Consider the following 21,442-nt stretch of genomic DNA (forward strand, 5'->3'; position numbering starts at 1 on the left):
ACACGTGTGCCTACTGCTTCACCCGTTCGTGTCGTCGTCCCGGAGCCGGAAACTGACGGTCCCTCAAGCTCCGGGTGCCGGTTCAGTTCTGCGAGGGGAGCGTCGGCGCACCGCCGCCGGTGCCAGGTTCCAGCGCGTCGAGCGCCCGGCGCAAACCCGTGAGTTTGCGTTCGAGATGGGCGGCGGTGGCGACAGCGGCGGCATCGGCCGAGTCGTCGTCGAGCTGTTTGGACAGCGCTTCGGCCTGTTCCTCAACTGCCGCGAGCCGGGCGGAAAGCTCGGCGAGCAGCCCCGCGGGCTCCTTGTTGTTCCCCGCCGGGTGCCCGCCGCCCTCCAGCTGGAGGCGCAGCAGCGCGGCCTGCTCGCGCAGTTGGCAGTTCTTCATGTACAGCTCGACGAAGACCGAGACCTTGGCGCGCAGCACCCATGGGTCGAAGGGTTTGGAGATGTAGTCGACCGCACCCGCGGCGTAACCCCGGAAGGTGTGGTGCGGGCCGTGGTTGATCGCGGTGAGGAAGATGATCGGGATGTCCCGGGTCCGCTCCCGCCGCTTGATATGCGCGGCCGTCTCGAATCCGTCCATGCCGGGCATCTGGACGTCCAGCAGAATGACCGCGAAGTCGTCCGTCAGCAGCGCTTTGAGCGCTTCCTCCCCTGACGATGCCCGCACCAGTGTCTGATCGAGCGCAGAGAGGATCGCCTCCAGCGCGAGCAGATTCTCCGGCCGGTCATCGACCAGGAGGATCTTGGCCTTCTGCACCATGGCCCGTCCTCCTCGCCCCGGAAGTGCACCGGGCGCCGCCCCAGGGGACGACTCCCTTGCGTCGCCCGTCCTTGTGCCGGTCATGGTAGCCGCACCCCGCCTGTCGACACACCCTGTCACCGCGATGTCACTGTGCACGTAGCAGAAACGTAGCGGGAGACCAGAAGGTTCCCCGAATACCGTCGTCTCACACGCCTTCGGCCACAGTCAGTCAGCAAGTCGCGGCGATCCGGGCAGGCATCGCTCACTACCCGCGCATCCATTGCTCCATCACCGAGAGCAAATGGTCCGGATCGACCGGCTTGGTGACATAGTCGGAAGCGCCGGACTCGATGGCCTTCTCGCGGTCCCCCTTCATGGCCTTCGCGGTCAGCGCGATGATCGGCAGGCCGGCGAACTGAGGCATCCTGCGGATCGCCGTCGTCGTCGCGTACCCGTCCATTTCCGGCATCATGATGTCCATCAGTACGACCGTCACATCGTCGTGCTGCTCCAGGACTTCGATGCCTTCCCGGCCGTTCTCCGCATACAGCACCGACAGACCGTGCTGCTCCAGCACACTGGTGAGGGCAAAGACATTGCGGATGTCGTCGTCGACGATGAGCACCTTCTCGCTGTCGAACGCGAACGTGCGCCGCGCCTCCTGCGCCTCCTGGCTTCCGTTCGCCGCGACCCACTGCTCCGAGCCGGGCGCCGCGCCCTGGCGCCCGGGCAGCGCGTGCCGCTGCTCCGTGGAACCGAGCGCCTTGCGCCGGCGCCGGAACAGGGCCGCCGGGCCCGCGTGTGCGTCCATGGGCCCCGACGGCTCATAGTGCCCCTGCGGGATGAAGTCCTCCCCGTCGTCGTCCGCGGAGCCGCGCTGCGGATCGGCGGCACCGGGGGCGAGCTGCGGGTAGCCCTGCGGCGGCAGTTCGCTCGGGTGAAGAGGCAGATAGAGAGTGAAGGTCGAACCGCGGCCCGGTTCGCTCGCCGCGTGGATCTCCCCGCCGAGCAGCCGCGCGATCTCCCGGCTGATCGACAGACCCAGGCCCGTGCCGCCGTACTTGCGGCTGGTCGTGCCGTCCGCCTGCTTGAAGGCCTCGAAGATCACCCGCATCTTGCCGGCCGCGATCCCGATCCCTGTGTCCGTGACGGAGAAGGCGATCAGATCGCCGTCCGCGTCCCGCAGCGAGCCCGCCTCAAGCAACTGCTCACGGATCGACTGCGGCACATCGGCGCTCGCCGGCCGGATCACCAGCTCCACCGCGCCGCTGTCGGTGAACTTCACCGCGTTGGACAGGAGGTTGCGCAGCACCTGCAGCAGCCGCTGCTCGTCGGTGTGCAGCGTCGCGGGCAGCTCCGGCGACACCCGTACGGAGAAATCGAGCCCCTTCTCCGCGGTCAGCGGCCGGAACGTCGCCTCCACATAGTCGACGAGCTGCACCAGAGCGATACGGGTCGGGCTGACGTCCATCTTGCCCGCCTCGACCTTCGACAGATCGAGGATGTCGTTGATCAGCTGCAGCAGATCCGAGCCCGCGCCATGGATCGTCTCGGCGAACTCCACCTGCTTGGGCGAGAGGTTGCCCTCCGCGTTGTCCGCCAGCAACTTGGCCAGAATCAGCAGAGAGTTGAGCGGCGTACGCAGCTCGTGCGACATGTTCGCCAGGAACTCCGACTTGTAGCGCATCGAGACCGCGAGCTGCTCGGCCCGCTCCTCAAGAACCTGCCGCGCCTCTTCGATCTCGGTGTTCTTCACCTCGATGTCGCGGTTCTGCTGCGCCAGCAGCTCGGCCTTCTCCTCCAGCTCGGCGTTGGAGGCCTGCAGCGCCTTCTGCCGGTTCTCCAGCTCCGCCGAGCGCTCACGCAGCTGCTCGGTCAGCTCCTGCGACTGCTTCAGCAGCACCTCGGTCTTCGTATTGACGCTGATGGTGTTGACACTCGTCGCGATCATCTCGGCGATCTGATTGAGGAAGTCCCGTTGGATCTGGGTGAAGGGCTGGAACGACGCCAGCTCGATCACCCCGAGGACCTTCCCCTCGAACAGCACTGGCAGCACGATCACATACGCCGGTGAGGCCTCCCCGAGCCCCGAGGAGATCTTCAGATAGCCCGGCGGCACATTGACCTGGATGGTCCGCTTCTCCTCCGCCGCGGTGCCGATCAGGGTCTCGCCGGGACGGAACGACGTCGGCATCAGGCCGGCGGAGTAGCCGTAACTGCCGCGCATGCACAGCTCGTACGACAGCTCCCCGCCCCCAGGAACATCCGTTCCGCCGCTCGTCGGCATCGCCAGGAAGAACGCGCCGTGCTGCGCCGAGACGACCGGCGTGAGCTCGCTCATGATCAGCGAGGCCACGTCGTCGAGGTCGCGGCGGCCCTGCATCAGACCGGAGATACGGGCCAGGTTGCCCTTGAGCCAGTCCTGCTCCTCGTTGGCGAGGGTGGTGTCGCGCAGGTTCGCGATCATCGTGTTGATGTTGTCCTGCAGGACCTGGATCTCGCCCGCGGCGTCCACGTCGATCTTGAGGTTCAGATCGCCGCGGGTCACCGCGGTCGCCACGGCCGCGATCGCGCGGACCTGGCGAGTGAGGTTCCCGGCCATCTCGTTCACCGACTCGGTGAGGTCGCGCCAGGTGCCGTCGACGTCCCGGACCCGGGCCTGACCGCCCAACTGCCCGTCCGTGCCCACCTCGCGGGCCACGCGGGTGACCTCCCCCGCGAACGAGGACAGCTGGTCGACCATCGTGTTGATGGTGGTCTTCAGCTCCAGGATCTCGCCCCGGGCATCGATGTCGATCTTCCGGGTGAGGTCGCCCTTGGCGATGGCGGTGGTGACCGTGGCGATCTGGCGCACCTGCCCCGTCAGATTGGACGCCATCGAGTTCACGGACTCGGTGAGGTCCTTCCACGTACCGGAGACGCCCGGAACATGAGCCTGGCCGCCCAGTTCGCCCTCGGTGCCCACCTCGCGAGCCACGCGGGTGACCTCGTCGGCGAACGACGACAGCGTCGTCACCATCGTGTTGACGGTCTCGGCCAGCTCGGCGACCTCGCCGCGCGCCTCGACCGTCACCTTCTTCGTCAGATCACCGTTGGCGACCGCCGCGGAGACCCGGGCGATGTTGCGCACCTGATTGGTCAGATTGTTGGCCATCAGGTTGACGTTGTCGCTGAGGTCCTTCCAGATGCCGGTGACGCCGCGCACCCGGGCCTGACCGCCCAGCACACCTTCCGTACCCACCTCACGGGCGACCCTGGTCACCTCGTCGGCGAAGTCGGACAGCTGGTCGACCATTGTGTTGACCGTCGTCACCAGTTCGAGGATCTCGCCCTTGGCATCGACGGTGATCTTCTTGGAGAGGTCGCCCTTGGCGACCGCCGTGGTCACCTCGGCAATGTTGCGCACCTGCGACGTCAGGTTGTTCGCCATGAAGTTGACGGACTGGGTGAGGTCCTTCCAGGTGCCGGAGACACCCTGCACCTCGGCCTGGCCGCCCAGTTCGCCCTCGGTGCCCACCTCGCGGGCCACCCGGGTCACCTGCTCGGCGAAGTTGGAGAGCTGGTCCACCATGGTGTTGAGGGTGTTCTTCAGCTCCAGGATCTCGCCGCGCGCGTCCACGTCGATCTTCTGCGACAGGTCACCGCGGGCCACCGCGGTGGCGACCTGCGCGATGTTACGGACCTGACCGGTGAGGTTCTCGGCCATGCCGTTCACCGAGTCGGTCAGATCACGCCACACTCCGGCGACGCCCGGCACCTGCGCCTGGCCGCCGAGGCGACCGTCCGTGCCCACCTCGCGGGCGACCCGGGTCACCTGCTCGGCGAAGGCCGAGAGCTGGTCGACCATCGTGTTGATGGTGTTCTTCAGCTCCAGGATCTCGCCCCGGGCGTCCACGTCGATCTTCTGCGACAGGTCACCGCGGGCCACCGCCGTCGTCACCTGAGCGATCTGGCGCACCTGTGAAGTCAGGTTCCCCGCCATGAAGTTGACGGAGTCGGTCAGTTCCTTCCACGTACCACTGACGCCGTCGACGCGCGCCTGGCCGCCGAGGCGGCCCTCCGTGCCCACGTCCCGCGCCATCCGCGTGACCTGGTCGGCGAACGAGGACAGCTGCGCCACCATCGTGTTGACGGTGTTCTTCAGCTCCAGCATCTCGCCCGCGACATCCACCGTGACCTTCTGCGACAGATCACCGTTCGCGACCGCCGTCGTCACCTGGGCGATGTCCCGCACCTGGCCGGTGAGGTTACGGAACGCGGTGTTCACCGAGTCCGTGAGGTCCTTCCACGTGCCTGCCGCACCCGGCACTTCGGCCTGCCCGCCGAGGCGGCCCTCGACGCCGACCTCGCGGGCCACTCGTGTCACTTCGGAACCGAAGGCCGAGAGCTGGTCCACCATCGTGTTGACGGTGTTCTTCAGCTCCAGCATCTCGCCCGCGACATCCACCGTGACCTTCTGCGACAGATCACCGTTCGCGACCGCCGTCGTCACCTGGGCGATGTCCCGCACCTGGGTGGTCAGATTACGGAAGACGGTGTTCACCGAGTCCGTGAGGTCCTTCCACGTGCCGGCTGCTCCCGGCACCTGCGCCTGCCCGCCGAGGAGCCCCTCGGCCCCGACCTCGCTCGCCACCCGGGTGACCTCGTCGGCGAAGGTCCGCAGCGTCTCAGTCATCTGGTTGATGGTCTCGGCGAGCTGGGCCACCTCGCCGCGGGCACTCACCGTGACCTTCTGCGACAGATCGCCATTGGCGACGGCCGTCGTGACCTCGGCGATGCCGCGCACCTGCGAGGTCAGGTTGCCGGCCATGGTGTTCACCGAATCGGTGAGGTCCTTCCACACGCCCGCCACACCGGGCACGGTCGCCTGGCCGCCGAGTTCGCCCTCGGTGCCGACCTCCCGGGCCACCCGGGTCACCTCGGAGGAGAAGGAGGACAGCTGATCGACCATCGTGTTGACGGTGTTCTTCAGCTGAAGCATCTCGCCGGCCACATGGACGGTGACCTTCCGCGACAGATCGCCCTTGGCCACGGCCGTGGTGACGAGAGCAATGTCACGCACCTGAGCGGTGAGCCGGTACGCCATCGTGTTGACCGAATCCGTGAGGTCTTTCCACGAACCGGACATACCGCGCACCTGCGCCTGACCGCCGAGCTTGCCCTCGGTACCGACCTCCAGCGCGACCCGCGTGACCTCGTCGGTGAACGCCGACAGCTGGTCGACCAGGTTGTTGACGGTACGGGCGACCTTCAGGAATTCACCGCGAAGCGGACGAACGGACCCGTCGGTGCCGTCCGGGGCGTGCGAGCGCAGCTCCATACGCTGCTCCAGGTCGCCCTCGGCGACCGCCGAGAGGACCCGCCCCACCTCGGACACCGGACGCGCCAGATCGTCCACCAGCGCGTTCGAGGCGTCGATGGCGGCCGCCCAGGAGCCCTCACAGGCCCCCGTCTCCAGCCGCTCGGTCAGTTTCCCCTCGCGCCCGACCATCCTGCGTACGCGTGCGAGCTCACCCGTGAGGTGAAGATTCCGGTCCGCCACTTCATTGAAAACAGCGGCGATCTCGGCCATTACGCCGTCGCTGGACACCGTCAGGCGCCTGCGGAAATTCCCGTCCCTCATCGACACCAGAGCCGCCAGCAGCCTGTTCAGGGCCGCCGAATCGACTTCGGTTGTCCCATTGTTCCGGGACCGTCCGCCTTTTGCGCGCGTGTTGTTGGCACGCGCCGCCACGCCAGACTCCACCGTGTCCCTCCCGCAGGGGTTGACCGAACTGCCCGGGCTGTCTCCAGAAGCCTGCCCAGTGTTTCACCATGGCCGAACCAGGCCATAACAGTTCGGCAGCTTCGCATAGCGTCCCCGCCCCCGGTAGGCGGAAACAGTCTCGACCGGCATCCGCTCGGACAGCGAAGGTAAGTAACCTGGCATCCGGCTGTCCAACCGCCCCGGTCCGCCCGGCGGGGGTGGTGTGGGGCGAGTACTAGCACCGGGCACCGGGAGGGGCAGGCCGCATCATGGCAGAGCCGGGCGTCGAAACGCGTACGAGGAGTTCTGTGATCACCGCGCGGGCGGCTGCCACGTTCGACCCTGTCGGGCGGTCCGTCGCGACCGCCCGCGCCTTTGTGCGCGACACACTCCACGGGTGGGGGTACTCCGACGTGGTGGACGACGCGGTCGTCCTCACCAGCGAGCTCGTCACCAACGCGGTTGTACACGCGGGCACCGCCGCCGACGTCCTGTGTCTGCGCACGGACGACGGCGTACGCGTCGAAGTCGGCGACCGCTACCCGGAACGGGAGATCCCACTGCAGGGCAGCGGCCGGGTCATCGTGAGCCCCGACCGCGAGAACGGCCGCGGTCTGCTCCTGTGCGCGGCCCTCGCCTCCCGCTGGGGCGTCGAGTACACCCCCACCCACAAACAGGTCTGGTTCCAACTCGACCTCCCCCAGCGCCCGGTGGGCACCCGCTCCGCCGGCCCTGTCCTGCCCGTGGCCCTGCTTCCGGTCACCGACGAACGCGTGCGCGTCGCCGTCATTCAGATCGACCGCTCCGGTTCGATCTCCGTCTGGAACGAGGACGCGCAGCACCTCTTCGGCTACGCGGCCGACCAGGTCGTCGGCAAACCCCTCACCGACGTCGCTGCCTGGCCGCACACGCCCGGCATCGGCACCGGCATCGCGGACGCGCTCCGGCTCTCGCGCTGGGAAGGCAGTTACGGCGTCCGCGGCACCGACGGCCGCGTCATCCCCGTCTACGCATCGCACCTACGGGTACGGGACACCAACGGCGACCCCTCCACCGTCTGCCTTCTCGTACGCGACGACGAACGCGCCATCCTGCAGACACCGCAGCGCGCCCCTGTCACCGAAACCGGCACCGAGCGCACCACCGACCCCTTCGAAATCTTCATCGGCTCCCCGGCACCCGACGACCTCGACGGCCTCCTCCAGCGCACCGTCGAGCGCGCCCGCGACATGCTCGACGGAGACGCTGCCTTCCTACTCCTGGCCACCGACGACGAGACCGAGTTGGAGGTACGGGCCACCACCGGGCTGCCCTCGGCCCGCCAGCGGTTCGCCCGAGTCCCCGTCGAAGCCGGCACCGGTCGCTACGGCTCCGCCCGCATGCCCGCCGTCCACGAGGACCTCACGGCCGTCCCGGGCGCCGTTCCGCTCCTCAACTCCACCGGCATGCGCTCGGTCGTCACCGTCCCGCTCAAGGTCGAGGGGCGCCTCACCGGCTCCCTCGGCGTGGCCGCAGAATCCGCGGGCCGCTACTCCAACGAGGAGGCCCTGCGCCTCCAGTTCGCCGCCGACCGCATCGCCCTGGCCGTCGAATCGGCCCGCCTCGGTGAGCTGGAGCGGCTGCGCCGCGGTTCCCTCTCCTTCCTCGTCGAGGCCTCCGACCTGCTCGCCGGAACGCTCGACCGCGACCAGACGCTGGCCCTGATGGCCCAGATGACGGTCCCGACGCTCGCCACCTGGTGCGCCGTCTACACGATCGCCGACCAGTCCTCCGAGCCGTATCTCAGCTACGTACTCCACGAGGACGAGGAGAGGATCGACGGCCTCAAGGCACTCCTCTCCAAGATCGACCCGCCCGACCCGGTGACGACCCCCGGCGCCCGCGTGTGGACCGCGCCGGCCGAGGCAGGCCACCGCGCGGCTCTGCGCACCTCGCGGCGCGAACTCGGCCTGGGCTCAGGCCCACCGGTCTCTTCCGGCATCGGCGCCACCCTCGCCACCGCAGCCGCGGTAGGCGGAGAGACGGTCGTCCTGCCGCTCGTCGCACGCAACCGCGTCATCGGCATGCTTACCCTCGGCAAGCCCTCGGACGACCACTTCCGCCAGGAGATCCTGGAACTCGCCGAAGACCTCTCCCGACGGGCGGCCCTCGCCCTCGACAACGCCCGCCTGTACTCCGAGCGCGTGGCCATCAGCCAGTCGCTCCAGCGCAGCCTCCTCCCGCCGGAACTCCCCCATGTCCCCGGCGTGGAGGTCGAAGTCATCTACCGCGCTGCGGGCGAAGGCAACGAAGTGGGCGGCGACTTCTACGACGTCTTCCCGATCCGCGACGGTGCATACGGCTTCGCCATCGGCGACGTCTGCGGTACGGGCCCGGAAGCTGCGGCCGTCACCGGCCTCGCCCGCCATGCCCTGCGCCTGCTCGCCCGGGAGGGCTTCGGGGGCCCCGCGGTCCTGGAGCGGCTCAACGCCGCGATCCTCGACGAGGGAGCCCGGAGCCGCTTCCTCACCCTCCTCTATGGCGAGTTGTGGCCGCAGGAGGACGGCAGCGCGATCCTCAAGGTCGTCTGCGCCGGCCACCCGCTCCCGCTGCGCCTGCGCCAGGACGGCAGCGTCGAACCTGCGGCCGAACCCCAGCCCCTCCTCGGCGTCATGGACGACCTGGAGTTGTACGAGCAGATGGTGACCCTCGACCCGGGCGACGTCCTGCTCTGCGTCACCGACGGCGTCACCGAACGCCGCGAGGGCACCCGCATGCTGGGGGACGACGGCCTGATCGACGTCCTCACCAACTGCACGGGCCTGACAGCGGGCGCGGTCGCCTCCCGCGTCCTGCGTGCCGTCGAACGCTTCGCCGCCGAACCCGCATCAGACGACATGGCCATCCTGGCGATGCGCGTCCCGGAGCCCCACAGGGCCTGAACACGCCGAAGGCCCCCGCCAGTTGGCGGGGGCCTTCGTCTGTACGAGCCCCAATACGGAATCGAACCGTAGACCTTCTCCTTACCATGGAGACGCTCTACCGACTGAGCTATTGGGGCGTGCTGCGCGGTGGCAACGGGTTAGATCATACCCTGTGCAAACGGTGCTCCGAACCACCTCGAAGCAGCCCCCGGAGCAGCCCGGTGGCGACCACTTGGAGGCCGACGCCGGCCCGCGTAGGCAGGAAGAGCCCCGTGAAAGCAGGAAAGCCCCGCACCAGGAGGTGCGGGGCTTTCCCACAATGATTGTTCGGCGGCGTCCTACTCTCCCACAGGGTCCCCCCTGCAGTACCATCGGCGCTGAAAGGCTTAGCTTCCGGGTTCGGAATGTAACCGGGCGTTTCCCTAACGCAATGACCACCGAAACACTATGAAGATATCCGACACCGGAATCCCCCGGCCAGGGGGGACTCGACAGTTCGTTACTTCAGAACTGACACAGTGGACGCGAGCAACTGAGGACAAGCCCTCGGCCTATTAGTACCAGTCAGCTCCACCCCTTGCGGGGCTTCCACATCTGGCCTATCAACCCAGTCGTCTACTGGGAGCCTTAACCCCTCAAAGGGGGTGGGAGTCCTCATCTCGAAGCAGGCTTCCCGCTTAGATGCTTTCAGCGGTTATCCTTTCCGAACGTAGCCAACCAGCCATGCCCTTGGCAGGACAACTGGCACACCAGAGGTTCGTCCGTCCCGGTCCTCTCGTACTAGGGACAGCCCTTCTCAAGACTCCTACGCGCACAGCGGATAGGGACCGAACTGTCTCACGACGTTCTAAACCCAGCTCGCGTACCGCTTTAATGGGCGAACAGCCCAACCCTTGGGACCGACTCCAGCCCCAGGATGCGACGAGCCGACATCGAGGTGCCAAACCATCCCGTCGATATGGACTCTTGGGGAAGATCAGCCTGTTATCCCCGGGGTACCTTTTATCCGTTGAGCGACGGCGCTTCCACAAGCCACCGCCGGATCACTAGTCCCGACTTTCGTCCCTGCTCGACCCGTCGGTCTCACAGTCAAGCTCCCTTGTGCACTTACACTCAACACCTGATTGCCAACCAGGCTGAGGGAACCTTTGGGCGCCTCCGTTACCCTTTGGGAGGCAACCGCCCCAGTTAAACTACCCATCAGACACTGTCCCTGATCCGGATCACGGACCCAGGTTAGACATCCAGCACGACCAGAGTGGTATTTCAACGACGACTCCACCTGAACTGGCGTCCAAGCTTCACAGTCTCCCACCTATCCTACACAAGCCGAACCGAACACCAATATCAAACTGTAGTAAAGGTCCCGGGGTCTTTCCGTCCTGCTGCGCGAAACGAGCATCTTTACTCGTAGTGCAATTTCACCGGGCCTATGGTTGAGACAGTCGAGAAGTCGTTACGCCATTCGTGCAGGTCGGAACTTACCCGACAAGGAATTTCGCTACCTTAGGATGGTTATAGTTACCACCGCCGTTTACTGGCGCTTAAGTTCTCAGCTTCGCCACACCGAAATGTGACTAACCGGTCCCCTTAACGTTCCAGCACCGGGCAGGCGTCAGTCCGTATACATCGCCTTACGGCTTCGCACGGACCTGTGTTTTTAGTAAACAGTCGCTTCTCGCTGGTCTCTGCGGCCACCCCCAGCTCACGGAGCACGTCCGATCACCAAAGATGGCCCCCCTTCTCCCGAAGTTACGGGGGCATTTTGCCGAGTTCCTTAACCATAGTTCACCCGAACGCCTCGGTATTCTCTACCTGACCACCTGAGTCGGTTTAGGGTACGGGCCGCCATGAAACTCGCTAGAGGCTTTTCTCGACAGCATAGGATCATCCACTTCACCACAATCGGCTCGGCATCAGGTCTCAGCCTCAATGTGTGACGGATTTGCCTATCACACGGCCTACACCCTTACCCCGGGACAACCACCGCCCGGGCTGGACTACCTTCCTGCGTCACCCCATCGCTTACCTACTACCACCTTGGACCGGCGGCTCCACCACTCCCCTTCACCCGAAGGATCCAGGACGGCTTCACGGCCTTAGCATCAGAGGGTTCAGTACTGGGCGTTTCAAAGCGGGTACCGGAATATCAACCGGTTGTCCATCGACTACGCCTGTCGGCCTCGCCTTAGGTCCCGACTTACCCTGGGCAGATCAGCTTGACCCAGGAACCCTTAGTCAATCGGCGCACACGTTTCTCACGTGTGTATCGCTACTCATGCCTGCATTCTCACTCGTGAACCGTCCACCACTCGCTTACGCGGCGGCTTCACCCGGCACACGACGCTCCCCTACCCATCCACACTCCCGTTGGGGATCATGTGTGAATGACACGACTTCGGCGGTACGCTTGAGCCCCGCTACATTGTCGGCGCGGAATCACTTGACCAGTGAGCTATTACGCACTCTTTCAAGGGTGGCTGCTTCTAAGCCAACCTCCTGGTTGTCTCTGCGACTCCACATCCTTTCCCACTTAGCGTACGCTTAGGGGCCTTAGTCGATGCTCTGGGCTGTTTCCCTCTCGACCATGGAGCTTATCCCCCACAGTCTCACTGCCGCGCTCTCACTTACCGGCATTCGGAGTTTGGCTAAGGTCAGTAACCCGGTAGGGCCCATCGCCTATCCAGTGCTCTACCTCCGGCAAGAAACACACGACGCTGCACCTAAATGCATTTCGGGGAGAACCAGCTATCACGGAGTTTGATTGGCCTTTCACCCCTAACCACAGGTCATCCCCCAGGTTTTCAACCCTGGTGGGTTCGGTCCTCCACGAAGTCTTACCTCCGCTTCAACCTGCCCATGGCTAGATCACTCCGCTTCGGGTCTTGAGCGCGCTACTAAACCGCCCTGTTCGGACTCGCTTTCGCTACGGCTTCCCCACACGGGTTAACCTCGCAACACACCGCAAACTCGCAGGCTCATTCTTCAAAAGGCACGCAGTCACGACGCACAGAGCAAGCTCTGCACGCGACGCTCCCACGGCTTGTAGGCACACGGTTTCAGGTACTATTTCACTCCGCTCCCGCGGTACTTTTCACCATTCCCTCACGGTACTATCCGCTATCGGTCACCAGGGAATATTTAGGCTTAACGGGTGGTCCCGCCAGATTCACACGGGATTTCTCGGGCCCCGTGCTACTTGGGTGTCTCTTAAACGAGCCGCTGACGTTTCAGCTACGGGGGTCTTACCCTCTACGCCGGACCTTTCGCATGTCCTTCGCCTACATCAACGGTTTCTGACTCGTCTCATCGCCGGCAGACAATGAAAAAGAGATCCCACAACCCCGTATGCGCAACCCCTGCCGGGTATCACACGCATACGGTTTGGCCTCATCCGGTTTCGCTCGCCACTACTCCCGGAATCACGGTTGTTTTCTCTTCCTGAGGGTACTGAGATGTTTCACTTCCCCTCGTTCCCTCCACACTGCCTATGTGTTCAGCAGCGGGTGACAGCCCATGACGACTGCCGGGTTTCCCCATTCGGAAACCCCCGGATCAAAGCCTGGTTGACGGCTCCCCGGGGACTATCGTGGCCTCCCACGTCCTTCATCGGTTCCTGGTGCCAAGGCATCCACCGTGCGCCCTTAAAAACTTGGCCACAGATGCTCGCGTCCACTGTGCAGTTCTCAAGCAACGACCAGCCACCCACCACCCCACCCAACAGGGCGAGTTCACCGGGGCCGGCATCCCGAAGGACGAGCTCACGCTCGCACCCTCAGACACCCAACAGCGCGCCCGGCACGATCCCCTGACCACACGTTCCACGCCGAAGCAGTACTAGTGAAGCCCTGAAACCGTGCCGAATAGTCAACGTTCCACCCATGAGCTGACCACCGTCGGACATTTGCCGACGTAGTGGCTCTGGACCCCTGTGACAGGGCCTAGATGCTCCTTAGAAAGGAGGTGATCCAGCCGCACCTTCCGGTACGGCTACCTTGTTACGACTTCGTCCCAATCGCCAGTCCCACCTTCGACAGCTCCCTCCCACAAGGGGTTGGGCCACCGGCTTCGGGTGTTACCGACTTTCGTGACGTGACGGGCGGTGTGTACAAGGCCCGGGAACGTATTCACCGCAGCAATGCTGATCTGCGATTACTAGCAACTCCGACTTCATGGGGTCGAGTTGCAGACCCCAATCCGAACTGAGACCGGCTTTTTGAGATTCGCTCCGCCTCGCGGCATCGCAGCTCTTTGTACCGGCCATTGTAGCACGTGTGCAGCCCAAGACATAAGGGGCATGATGACTTGACGTCGTCCCCACCTTCCTCCGAGTTGACCCCGGCAGTCTCCTGTGAGTCCCCATCACCCCGAAGGGCATGCTGGCAACACAGAACAAGGGTTGCGCTCGTTGCGGGACTTAACCCAACATCTCACGACACGAGCTGACGACAGCCATGCACCACCTGTATACCGACCACAAGGGGGGCACCATCTCTGATGCTTTCCGGTATATGTCAAGCCTTGGTAAGGTTCTTCGCGTTGCGTCGAATTAAGCCACATGCTCCGCTGCTTGTGCGGGCCCCCGTCAATTCCTTTGAGTTTTAGCCTTGCGGCCGTACTCCCCAGGCGGGGAACTTAATGCGTTAGCTGCGGCACCGACGACGTGGAATGTCGCCAACACCTAGTTCCCAACGTTTACGGCGTGGACTACCAGGGTATCTAATCCTGTTCGCTCCCCACGCTTTCGCTCCTCAGCGTCAGTAATGGCCCAGAGATCCGCCTTCGCCACCGGTGTTCCTCCTGATATCTGCGCATTTCACCGCTACACCAGGAATTCCGATCTCCCCTACCACACTCTAGCTAGCCCGTATCGAATGCAGACCCGGGGTTAAGCCCCGGGCTTTCACATCCGACGTGACAAGCCGCCTACGAGCTCTTTACGCCCAATAATTCCGGACAACGCTTGCGCCCTACGTATTACCGCGGCTGCTGGCACGTAGTTAGCCGGCGCTTCTTCTGCAGGTACCGTCACTTGCGCTTCTTCCCTGCTGAAAGAGGTTTACAACCCGAAGGCCGTCATCCCTCACGCGGCGTCGCTGCATCAGGCTTTCGCCCATTGTGCAATATTCCCCACTGCTGCCTCCCGTAGGAGTCTGGGCCGTGTCTCAGTCCCAGTGTGGCCGGTCGCCCTCTCAGGCCGGCTACCCGTCGTCGCCTTGGTAGGCCATCACCCCACCAACAAGCTGATAGGCCGCGGGCTCATCCTTCACCGCCGGAGCTTTCAACCCCCCAAGATGCCTCGGGAGGTGGTATCCGGTATTAGACCCCGTTTCCAGGGCTTGTCCCAGAGTGAAGGGCAGATTGCCCACGTGTTACTCACCCGTTCGCCACTAATCCACCCCGAAGGGCTTCATCGTTCGACTTGCATGTGTTAAGCACGCCGCCAGCGTTCGTCCTGAGCCAGGATCAAACTCTCCATGAATGTTTACCCGTAATCGGGTTCAACACCACAAGAGCGGGACAACCAGTCGGAATAAGACCAGTCGTCCACAGCGTCCTCGCTGTGTTTTCGCCTGCCCGCCACAAGGGCCGACAGGACTTTCAAAGGAACCTCCAACCCACCGAAATGGGCCGGGGTTGTCAATCTGGCGTTGACTTTTGGCACGCTGTTGAGTTCTCAAGGAACGGACGCTTCCTTCGTACTCACCCTCACGGGCTTTCCTCCGGGCGCTTCCCTTCGGTCTTGCATTTCCAACCTTACCAGACTCTATTTCCGCTCCGTTTCCGGTGAGGAATTCGATTCCAGCGGCCGTTGGAAGGCCATTGCCTTTCGGCTGACCCGACTTTATCAGAGATTCTGAGTCGGAATTCCCGCCCACTTCGGGGACGGTTCCCGAGCGCATGTGCGCGCCGGGTTCCCCTTCAGGCGGAGACGTAAACGTACTGGAGCGGAGCGCCCCGATGCAAATCGGGGGCCCCGCTCCGGAGTTGGCCAGGTCAGACCTCGACGACGACCGGAAGGATCATCGGACGCCGACGGTAGGTGTCGGAGACCCACTTGCCCGCCACGCGGCGGACCAGCTGCTGCAGTTGGTGCGGCTCGGCGACCCCGTCGGAGGCCGACTTGGCGATCGCCTCCTCGATCTTCGGTAGTACTGCGCCGAAGGCGCTGTCCTCGATTCCGGAGCCGCGGGCGTGGATGTGCGGCCCGCCGACGACCTTGCCGGTGCTCGAGTCGACCACGACGAAGACCGAGATCATGCCCTCGTCGCCGAGGATCCGGCGGTCCTTGAGGGATGCCTCGGTGACATCGCCGACCGAGAGGCCGTCGACGTACACATAACCGGCCTGGACCTTGCCGACGATCTTGGCCTTGCCGTCGACGAGGTCGACGACGACTCCGTCCTCGGCGATGACGATGTGGTCCTTCGGAACGCCCGTCAGGGCTCCGAGTTCGGCGTTGGCCCGCAGATGGCGCCATTCGCCGTGAACCGGCATCAGGTTCTTCGGCTTGCAGATGTTGTAGAAGTACAGGAGCTCGCCGGCCGAGGCGTGGCCCGAGACATGGACCTTGGCGTTGCCCTTGTGGACGACGTTCGCGCCCCAGCGGGTCAGGCCGTTGATCACGCGGTAGACCGCGTTCTCGTTGCCCGGGATCAGGGACGACGCAAGGATCACGGTGTCGCCCTGGACGATCCGGATCTGGTGGTCGCGGTTGGCCATGCGGGACAGGGCGGCCATCGGTTCACCCTGGGAGCCCGTGCAGACCAGGACCACTTCGTGGTCCGGGAGGTCGTCGAGCGTCTTCACGTCGACGACAAGGCCCGCTGGGACGCGCAGATAGCCCAGGTCGCGTGCGATACCCATGTTGCGGACCATCGAGCGGCCCACGAAAGCCACGCGGCGGCCGTACTCGTGGGCCGCGTCGAGGATCTGCTGGATGCGGTGGACGTGGCTGGCGAAGCTCGCGACGATGATGCGCTTCTGGGCGTTCGCGAAGACCGTGCGCAGGACGTTCGAGATGTCACGCTCGGGCGGGACGAAGCCCGGGACCTCGGCGTTCGTCGAGTCCGAGAGCAGGAGGTCGATGCCCTCCTCGCTCAGCCGCGCGAACGCGTGCAGGTCGGTCAGCCGGCCGTCCAGCGGGAGCTGGTCCATCTTGAAGTCGCCGGTGTGGACCACCATGCCCGCGGGGGTGCGGATGGCGACGGCCAGCGCGTCCGGGATGGAGTGGTTGACCGCGATGAACTCGCAGTCGAAGGGGCCGATGCGCTCGCGGTGGCCCTCGTTGACTTCGAGGGTGTACGGGCGGATGCGGTGCTCCTGGAGCTTCGCCTCGATCAGCGCGAGCGTCAGCTTGGAGCCGATCAGCGGGATGTCCTGCTTCAGGCGGAGCAGGAACGGGACGCCACCGATGTGGTCCTCGTGGCCGTGCGTGAGCACGATGCCGTCGATGTCGTCGAGGCGGTCCCTGAGGGTGGTGAAGTCCGGCAGGATCAGGTCGATTCCGGGCTGCTCCTCCTCGGGGAAGAGGACGCCGCAGTCGACGATGAGCAGTCGGCCGTCGTATTCGAAGACCGTCATGTTCCGGCCGATCTCGCCGAGACCGCCGAGAGGGGTGATGCGCAGGCCGCCCTTGGGAAGCTTCGGCGGGGCGCCGAGTTCAGGATGCGGATGACTCAAAAGACTCTCCTCACCACGCACGCCACGTACCGCTCCGGCACGTGGCGTACATGACATTCGTGCAATTGCTGTTGTCTTGGTTCCGACCGGTTTCGGTCGGCCTTCTTCGCGTATTCAGTTGTGAAGTCTGTGGTTAGAGCTGTACCCCACCGGCCGCGAGGTCGATCTTGAGCTGCGCGGTTTCCTCCGGGGAGAGCTCCACCAGGGGAAGCCGGAGCGGTCCGGCAGGGAGGCCCTGCAGGGCCAGTGCCGCCTTGGTGGTGATGACGCCCTGAGTGCGGAACATGCCCGTGAAGACCGGGAGCAGCTGCTGGTGGATCTCGGTGGCCTTCTGGACGTCACCGGTGAGGTGGGCGTCGAGGAGGGCGCGGAGCTCCGGGGTGACGACATGGCCGACTACGGACACGAAGCCGACGGCGCCGACCGAGAGCAGCGGGAGGTTGAGCATGTCGTCGCCGGAGTACCAGGCGAGACCGCTGCGGGCGATGGCCCAGCTGGCGCGGCCCAGGTCGCCCTTGGCGTCCTTGTTGGCGACGATACGCGGGTGATCGGCGAGGCGCACCAGCGTTTCGGTGTCGATCGGGACGCCACTGCGGCCGGGGATGTCGTAGAGCATGACGGGCAGTTCGGTCGCATCGGCGATGGCCGAGAAGTGACGGAACAGGCCCTCCTGCGGGGGCTTGTTGTAGTACGGCGTCACCGCGAGCAGGCCGTGCGCGCCGGAGCGTTCGGCTGTGCGGGCGAGCTCGATGCTGTGGCGCGTGTCGTTGGTGCCGATACCGGCGACGACATGGGCCCGGTCTCCGACGGCCTCCAGTACGGCCCGTACGAGCTGGTCTTTCTCCGCGTCGCTGGTGGTCGGCGACTCACCGGTGGTGCCATTGATGATCAGGCCGTCGTTGCCTGCGTCCACCAGATGGGCCGCCAGCTGCTGTGCGCCGGCGAGGTCGAGTGCGCCGTCCGCCGTGAAGGGCGTGACCATGGCGGTGAGGACCCGCCCGAAGGGGATCTGCGGAGTGGAGATCGGAGCCATGGGTAACACGCTACTCGCTGCTCACTTGGCAGTGTCCCCTCGGGGGACGTGACGTACGACGTGACGTGCGGAGCCCGGCACTGCCTGCTCGGGGGTTCAAGCAGTGCCGGGTCCGTTTGATCAGCCTAGATGAACTTCACGAAACACCGCAATGCGGACACTTCTCCGGTCCGGCCCGCACAACTGTGCTCCACGGGACGATGGCGTCCTAGGGGGCGATGCGGCCATTGCCATTGAAGGCCGCATAGGTGAGCGGCATGAGCTTTGCCCAGTGCTGCTCCATCTTCTCGCCGACCATCTCGATCTCCCGCTGCGGGAAGGACGGGACCTTGGCCAGCTCGTGCTGTGTGCGCAGGCCGAGGAAGTGCATCAGCGAGCGGGCGTTGCAGGTGGCGTACATGGACGAGAACAGGCCGACGGGGAGTACCGCGCGTGCGACCTCGCGGGCGATGCCCTCGGCGAGCATCTCCTGGTACGTCTCGTACGAGCTGCGGTACGAGTCGATCATGGCGTCGGTGACGACCTTGTGCTGCTCCGGGCTGCCGTCGATGAAGACGTATTTGCCGGGGCGGCCCTCCTGCACAAGCTTGCGCTGCTGGCCCGGGACGTAGAAGACCGGCTGCAGCTCGCGGTAGCGCCCGGACTCCTCGTTGTAGGACCAGCCCACCCGGTGCCGCATGAACTCGCGGAAGACGAAGATCGGGGCGCTGATGAAGAAGGTCATCGAGTTGTGCTCGAAGGGGCTGCCGTGGCGGTCCCGCATCAGGTAGTTGATCAGTCCCTTGGACCGCTCGGGGTCCTTCTGGAGCTCCTCCAGAGACTGCTCGCCTGCCGTGGAGACGCGGGCGGCCCACAGCACGTCGGAGTCACCGGCGGTGTGCTTCACCAGCTCGACGGTGACATCGCTGCGGAAACTGGGCGTGGCTGTCTCGGCGGGGGTGTCGGGCACCAGGAGTCCTTCCGGTTGAACGCATAGGCGGCGCCCACTTTAACGACGTATTGCCTCAGCAGTGCCTCTGGGCTCTTTGGGTAAATCGGGGAACGACGGCACCAAATGACTGCTTTTGACGTCTCTACCAGTAGACCACCGATGAGAATCCCGACCAGAACCCAGGAGAGTGCCCTGATGTCCCTCCCCCAGCTACCGCTGGGCAGTGCCCCCAGGCGAGAGGCCGTCCCGTTCGAGTTTGTCGCCGAGGCCGATCGCTTCCGCAGCAACGTGACCCCGCCACCCCGTGTACGGCCCAGCGTCTCCCAGCTCGCGGGGCGTACGCTGATCGGGCTGACCATCGTCGCCGGGCTGGCCGGCTCCCTGCTCTTCGGGCTTCCCGCGCTGGAAACCAGCCGGACGCCGGGACATTCGCAGCAGTCCGAGGCGTCCGTCGGGCGCTGACTCTCTCCCCCGGCTGTGACGGGCGCGGGGGCACCCCCATGGCCCCCCGGGGGTGGTCCGGCCGTGAACGCCTCGGTAGCCTCACCGGGCACAGCCGAATCGAGTGTGCTGGTGAGTGAGGATCAGTCGTGCCCCTGCCTTTTCTGACGGCCGACCGTGCGTTTGGCACGAGCGATGACGACGTTGCGCTGCCCTTCGACGATCACGACCGCTGGCGGCGTCCGTACCGTCCGGGTCCGTGGCGGGTCGGCGCGGCGGCGCTGTTGCTGCTGCTCGCCTCGTTCGTGCTCATCGCGGCGATGATCATCGCGTTCGCCGGTGAGCTGCCGGGTGCGGGCGTCTGTCTGGGCCTGGGGCTCGCGCTCATCTTCGCCTCGCTGAGGCTGCTGCGAATGGGCGTCTGGGTCAGCCGGCACGGAGTGCGGCGGGTGGCCTTCTTCTCGACCGCGACGGTGCCGTGGAACCGCGTCTCCGCGGTACGCACCGTGCAACAGCCGGTGCGCTGGCTCGGGCTGCCGCGCACCGTGCAGGGGCAGGCGCTCGTCGCCGTAGCGCAGCACGGGGAAGCGCTGCCCCTGCTGACCGATCACAACGCGGACTTCCTGTCACGCGTCGAGGCATTCGACCGGGCGGCGGACTCCGTCGAGGCGTGGGGGGCCGAGTACCGCGGAGCCTGACCGGGCTCGCCTCGGACCCCCGCTCCTCACACGCCTGAGGGGCTTGCCTGGCCGTCGTGCAGCGTGATCGCGCGCTGCATCGCCTTGCGGGCGCGCGGGGTGTCACGGGCATCGTGGTAGGCCACGGCCAGCCGGAACCAGCAGCGCCAGTCGTCCGGTGAGACCTCCGTCTCGGCCCGCCGCTTCGCGAAGATCTCGTCGGCCGCGTCACGGTCGATCCGCCCGCCGGGCGTACGCCTCGACTCCTCGGCCGGCACCCCGCCTTCGGCCTCCAGCTCACGGGCCAGCCGATGCGCGTTGCGCGCGAAGCGGGTGTTGTGCCAGAGGAACCAGGCGCCGACGACCGGCAGCAGGAAGGCCACCGCTCCCATCCCCATGGCGGCGGGCTCACCGGTCAGGATGAGCAGCACGCCCTCCAGCGCCACCACGCCGAAGACAAGCACCAGCGCGGTGGCGAGGAAGAAGTACGTGATCTTTCCACCCATGACCGTCAGCCCAGGTCGAGGAAGTTTTCCAGGCCGAAGGTGAGGCCCGGGGTGGATACGACACGGCGGGTACCCAGCAGGATGCCCGGCATGAAGCTGCTGTGGTGGAGTGAGTCGTGGCGGATCGTCAGGGTCTCGCCCTCGCCGCCCAGCAGGACTTCCTGGTGGGCGAGCAGACCGCGCAGCCGTACGGCGTGCACGGGGACGCCGTCGACGTCCGCGCCGCGGGCGCCGTCCAGCGCGGTGACGGTCGCGTCCGGCTGGGGGGCGCAGCCCGCCTCCGCGCGCGCTGCCGCGATGAGCTGGGCGGTGCGGGTCGCGGTGCCGCTCGGGGCGTCGGCCTTGTTCGGGTGGTGCAGTTCCACCACCTCGACGGACTCGAAGTACCGCGCGGCCTGCTGCGCGAACTTCATGGTGAGGACGGCGCCGATGGAGAAGTTCGGTGCGATGAGGACACCGGTCTCGGGCGAAGCGGCGAGCAAGGTGCCCAGCTGCGAGAGGCGTTCGTCGGTCCAGCCGGTGGTGCCGACGACGGCGTGAATGCCGTGGCGTACGCAGAAGTCGAGATTGCCCATCACCGAGGCCGGCGTGGTCAGTTCGACCACGACCTGGGTTCCCGAATCGACCAGGGCCTCCAGCTTGTCGCCCCGGCCGAGAGCCGCGACCAGTTCCATGTCGTCGGCGGCCTCGATGGCTCGTACCGCTTCCGAGCCGATACGGCCCCTGGCGCCGAGAACGGCCACGCGCAGCTTGCTCATTGCTCTCTCTTCCTTACGG

10 protein-coding genes, 1 tRNA gene and 3 rRNA genes are annotated in these 21,442 nt (G+C 65.5%); 3 read left to right on the forward strand and 11 right to left on the reverse strand.

What is annotated here, in order from left to right:
• Positions 1-82: 82 nt before the first annotated feature.
• A complete protein-coding gene (locus tag FBY35_RS09270; RefSeq protein WP_142213327.1) occupies positions 83-763 on the reverse strand; it encodes a two-component system response regulator in 681 nt (226 codons plus the stop codon).
• Between the two features lie 247 nt (positions 764-1,010).
• Positions 1,011-6,491, reverse strand: coding sequence for a HAMP domain-containing protein (locus FBY35_RS09275; RefSeq protein WP_142213328.1), 5,481 nt, complete (start codon positions 6,489-6,491; stop codon positions 1,011-1,013).
• A gap of 269 nt (positions 6,492-6,760) precedes the next feature.
• Between FBY35_RS09275 and FBY35_RS09285 the strand changes: the two genes are divergently transcribed.
• Positions 6,761-9,412 carry a SpoIIE family protein phosphatase gene (locus FBY35_RS09285; RefSeq protein ID WP_142213329.1) on the forward strand — a complete coding sequence of 884 codons (2,652 nt, stop codon included), beginning with the start codon at positions 6,761-6,763 and terminating at the stop codon, positions 9,410-9,412.
• 46 nt (positions 9,413-9,458) lie between these two features.
• On the opposite strand, the gene FBY35_RS09290 is transcribed toward FBY35_RS09285, so the two are convergent.
• The 7 genes from FBY35_RS09290 to thyX form a co-directional block, all read right to left on the reverse strand.
• Positions 9,459-9,531 (reverse strand) — tRNA-Thr (locus FBY35_RS09290).
• A 188-nt stretch (positions 9,532-9,719) separates the two neighbouring features.
• Positions 9,720-9,836: ribosomal RNA gene (gene rrf, locus FBY35_RS09295) — 5S ribosomal RNA — on the reverse strand.
• A 92-nt stretch (positions 9,837-9,928) separates the two neighbouring features.
• Positions 9,929-13,052, reverse strand: a 23S ribosomal RNA gene (locus FBY35_RS09300).
• A 298-nt stretch (positions 13,053-13,350) separates the two neighbouring features.
• A 16S ribosomal RNA gene (locus tag FBY35_RS09305) occupies positions 13,351-14,876 on the reverse strand.
• The 16S, 23S and 5S rRNA genes sit together here with 1 tRNA gene alongside, the layout of an rRNA operon.
• Before the next feature lie 515 nt (positions 14,877-15,391).
• A complete protein-coding gene (locus FBY35_RS09315; protein ID WP_142213331.1) occupies positions 15,392-17,077 on the reverse strand; it encodes a ribonuclease J in 1,686 nt (561 codons plus the stop codon).
• A 133-nt stretch (positions 17,078-17,210) separates the two neighbouring features.
• Positions 17,211-18,110 carry a 4-hydroxy-tetrahydrodipicolinate synthase gene (gene dapA, locus FBY35_RS09320; protein WP_142213332.1) on the reverse strand — a complete coding sequence of 300 codons (900 nt, stop codon included), beginning with the start codon at positions 18,108-18,110 and terminating at the stop codon, positions 17,211-17,213.
• Between the two features lie 208 nt (positions 18,111-18,318).
• Positions 18,319-19,059, reverse strand: coding sequence for an FAD-dependent thymidylate synthase (thyX, locus tag FBY35_RS09325; RefSeq protein WP_142213333.1), 741 nt, complete (start codon positions 19,057-19,059; stop codon positions 18,319-18,321).
• 177 nt (positions 19,060-19,236) lie between these two features.
• Between thyX and FBY35_RS09330 the strand changes: the two genes are divergently transcribed.
• Positions 19,237-19,503 (forward strand): hypothetical protein, encoded by a 267-nt coding sequence (locus FBY35_RS09330; protein ID WP_142213334.1) that lies wholly within the window; start codon positions 19,237-19,239, stop codon positions 19,501-19,503.
• Between the two features lie 128 nt (positions 19,504-19,631).
• Positions 19,632-20,180 (forward strand): hypothetical protein, encoded by a 549-nt coding sequence (locus FBY35_RS09335; RefSeq protein ID WP_142213335.1) that lies wholly within the window; start codon positions 19,632-19,634, stop codon positions 20,178-20,180.
• A 26-nt stretch (positions 20,181-20,206) separates the two neighbouring features.
• On the opposite strand, the gene FBY35_RS09340 is transcribed toward FBY35_RS09335, so the two are convergent.
• Complete coding sequence (locus FBY35_RS09340; protein ID WP_142213336.1) at positions 20,207-20,665, reverse strand: hypothetical protein; 459 nt, start codon at positions 20,663-20,665, stop codon at positions 20,207-20,209.
• A gap of 5 nt (positions 20,666-20,670) precedes the next feature.
• Positions 20,671-21,423: a 4-hydroxy-tetrahydrodipicolinate reductase gene (dapB, locus tag FBY35_RS09345; RefSeq protein WP_142213337.1), complete on the reverse strand. Its 753-nt coding sequence runs from the start codon at positions 21,421-21,423 to the stop codon at positions 20,671-20,673.
• Positions 21,424-21,442 lie beyond the last annotated feature (19 nt).

This window comes from Streptomyces sp. SLBN-118, assembly GCF_006715635.1.
Taxonomy (GTDB): domain Bacteria; phylum Actinomycetota; class Actinomycetes; order Streptomycetales; family Streptomycetaceae; genus Streptomyces.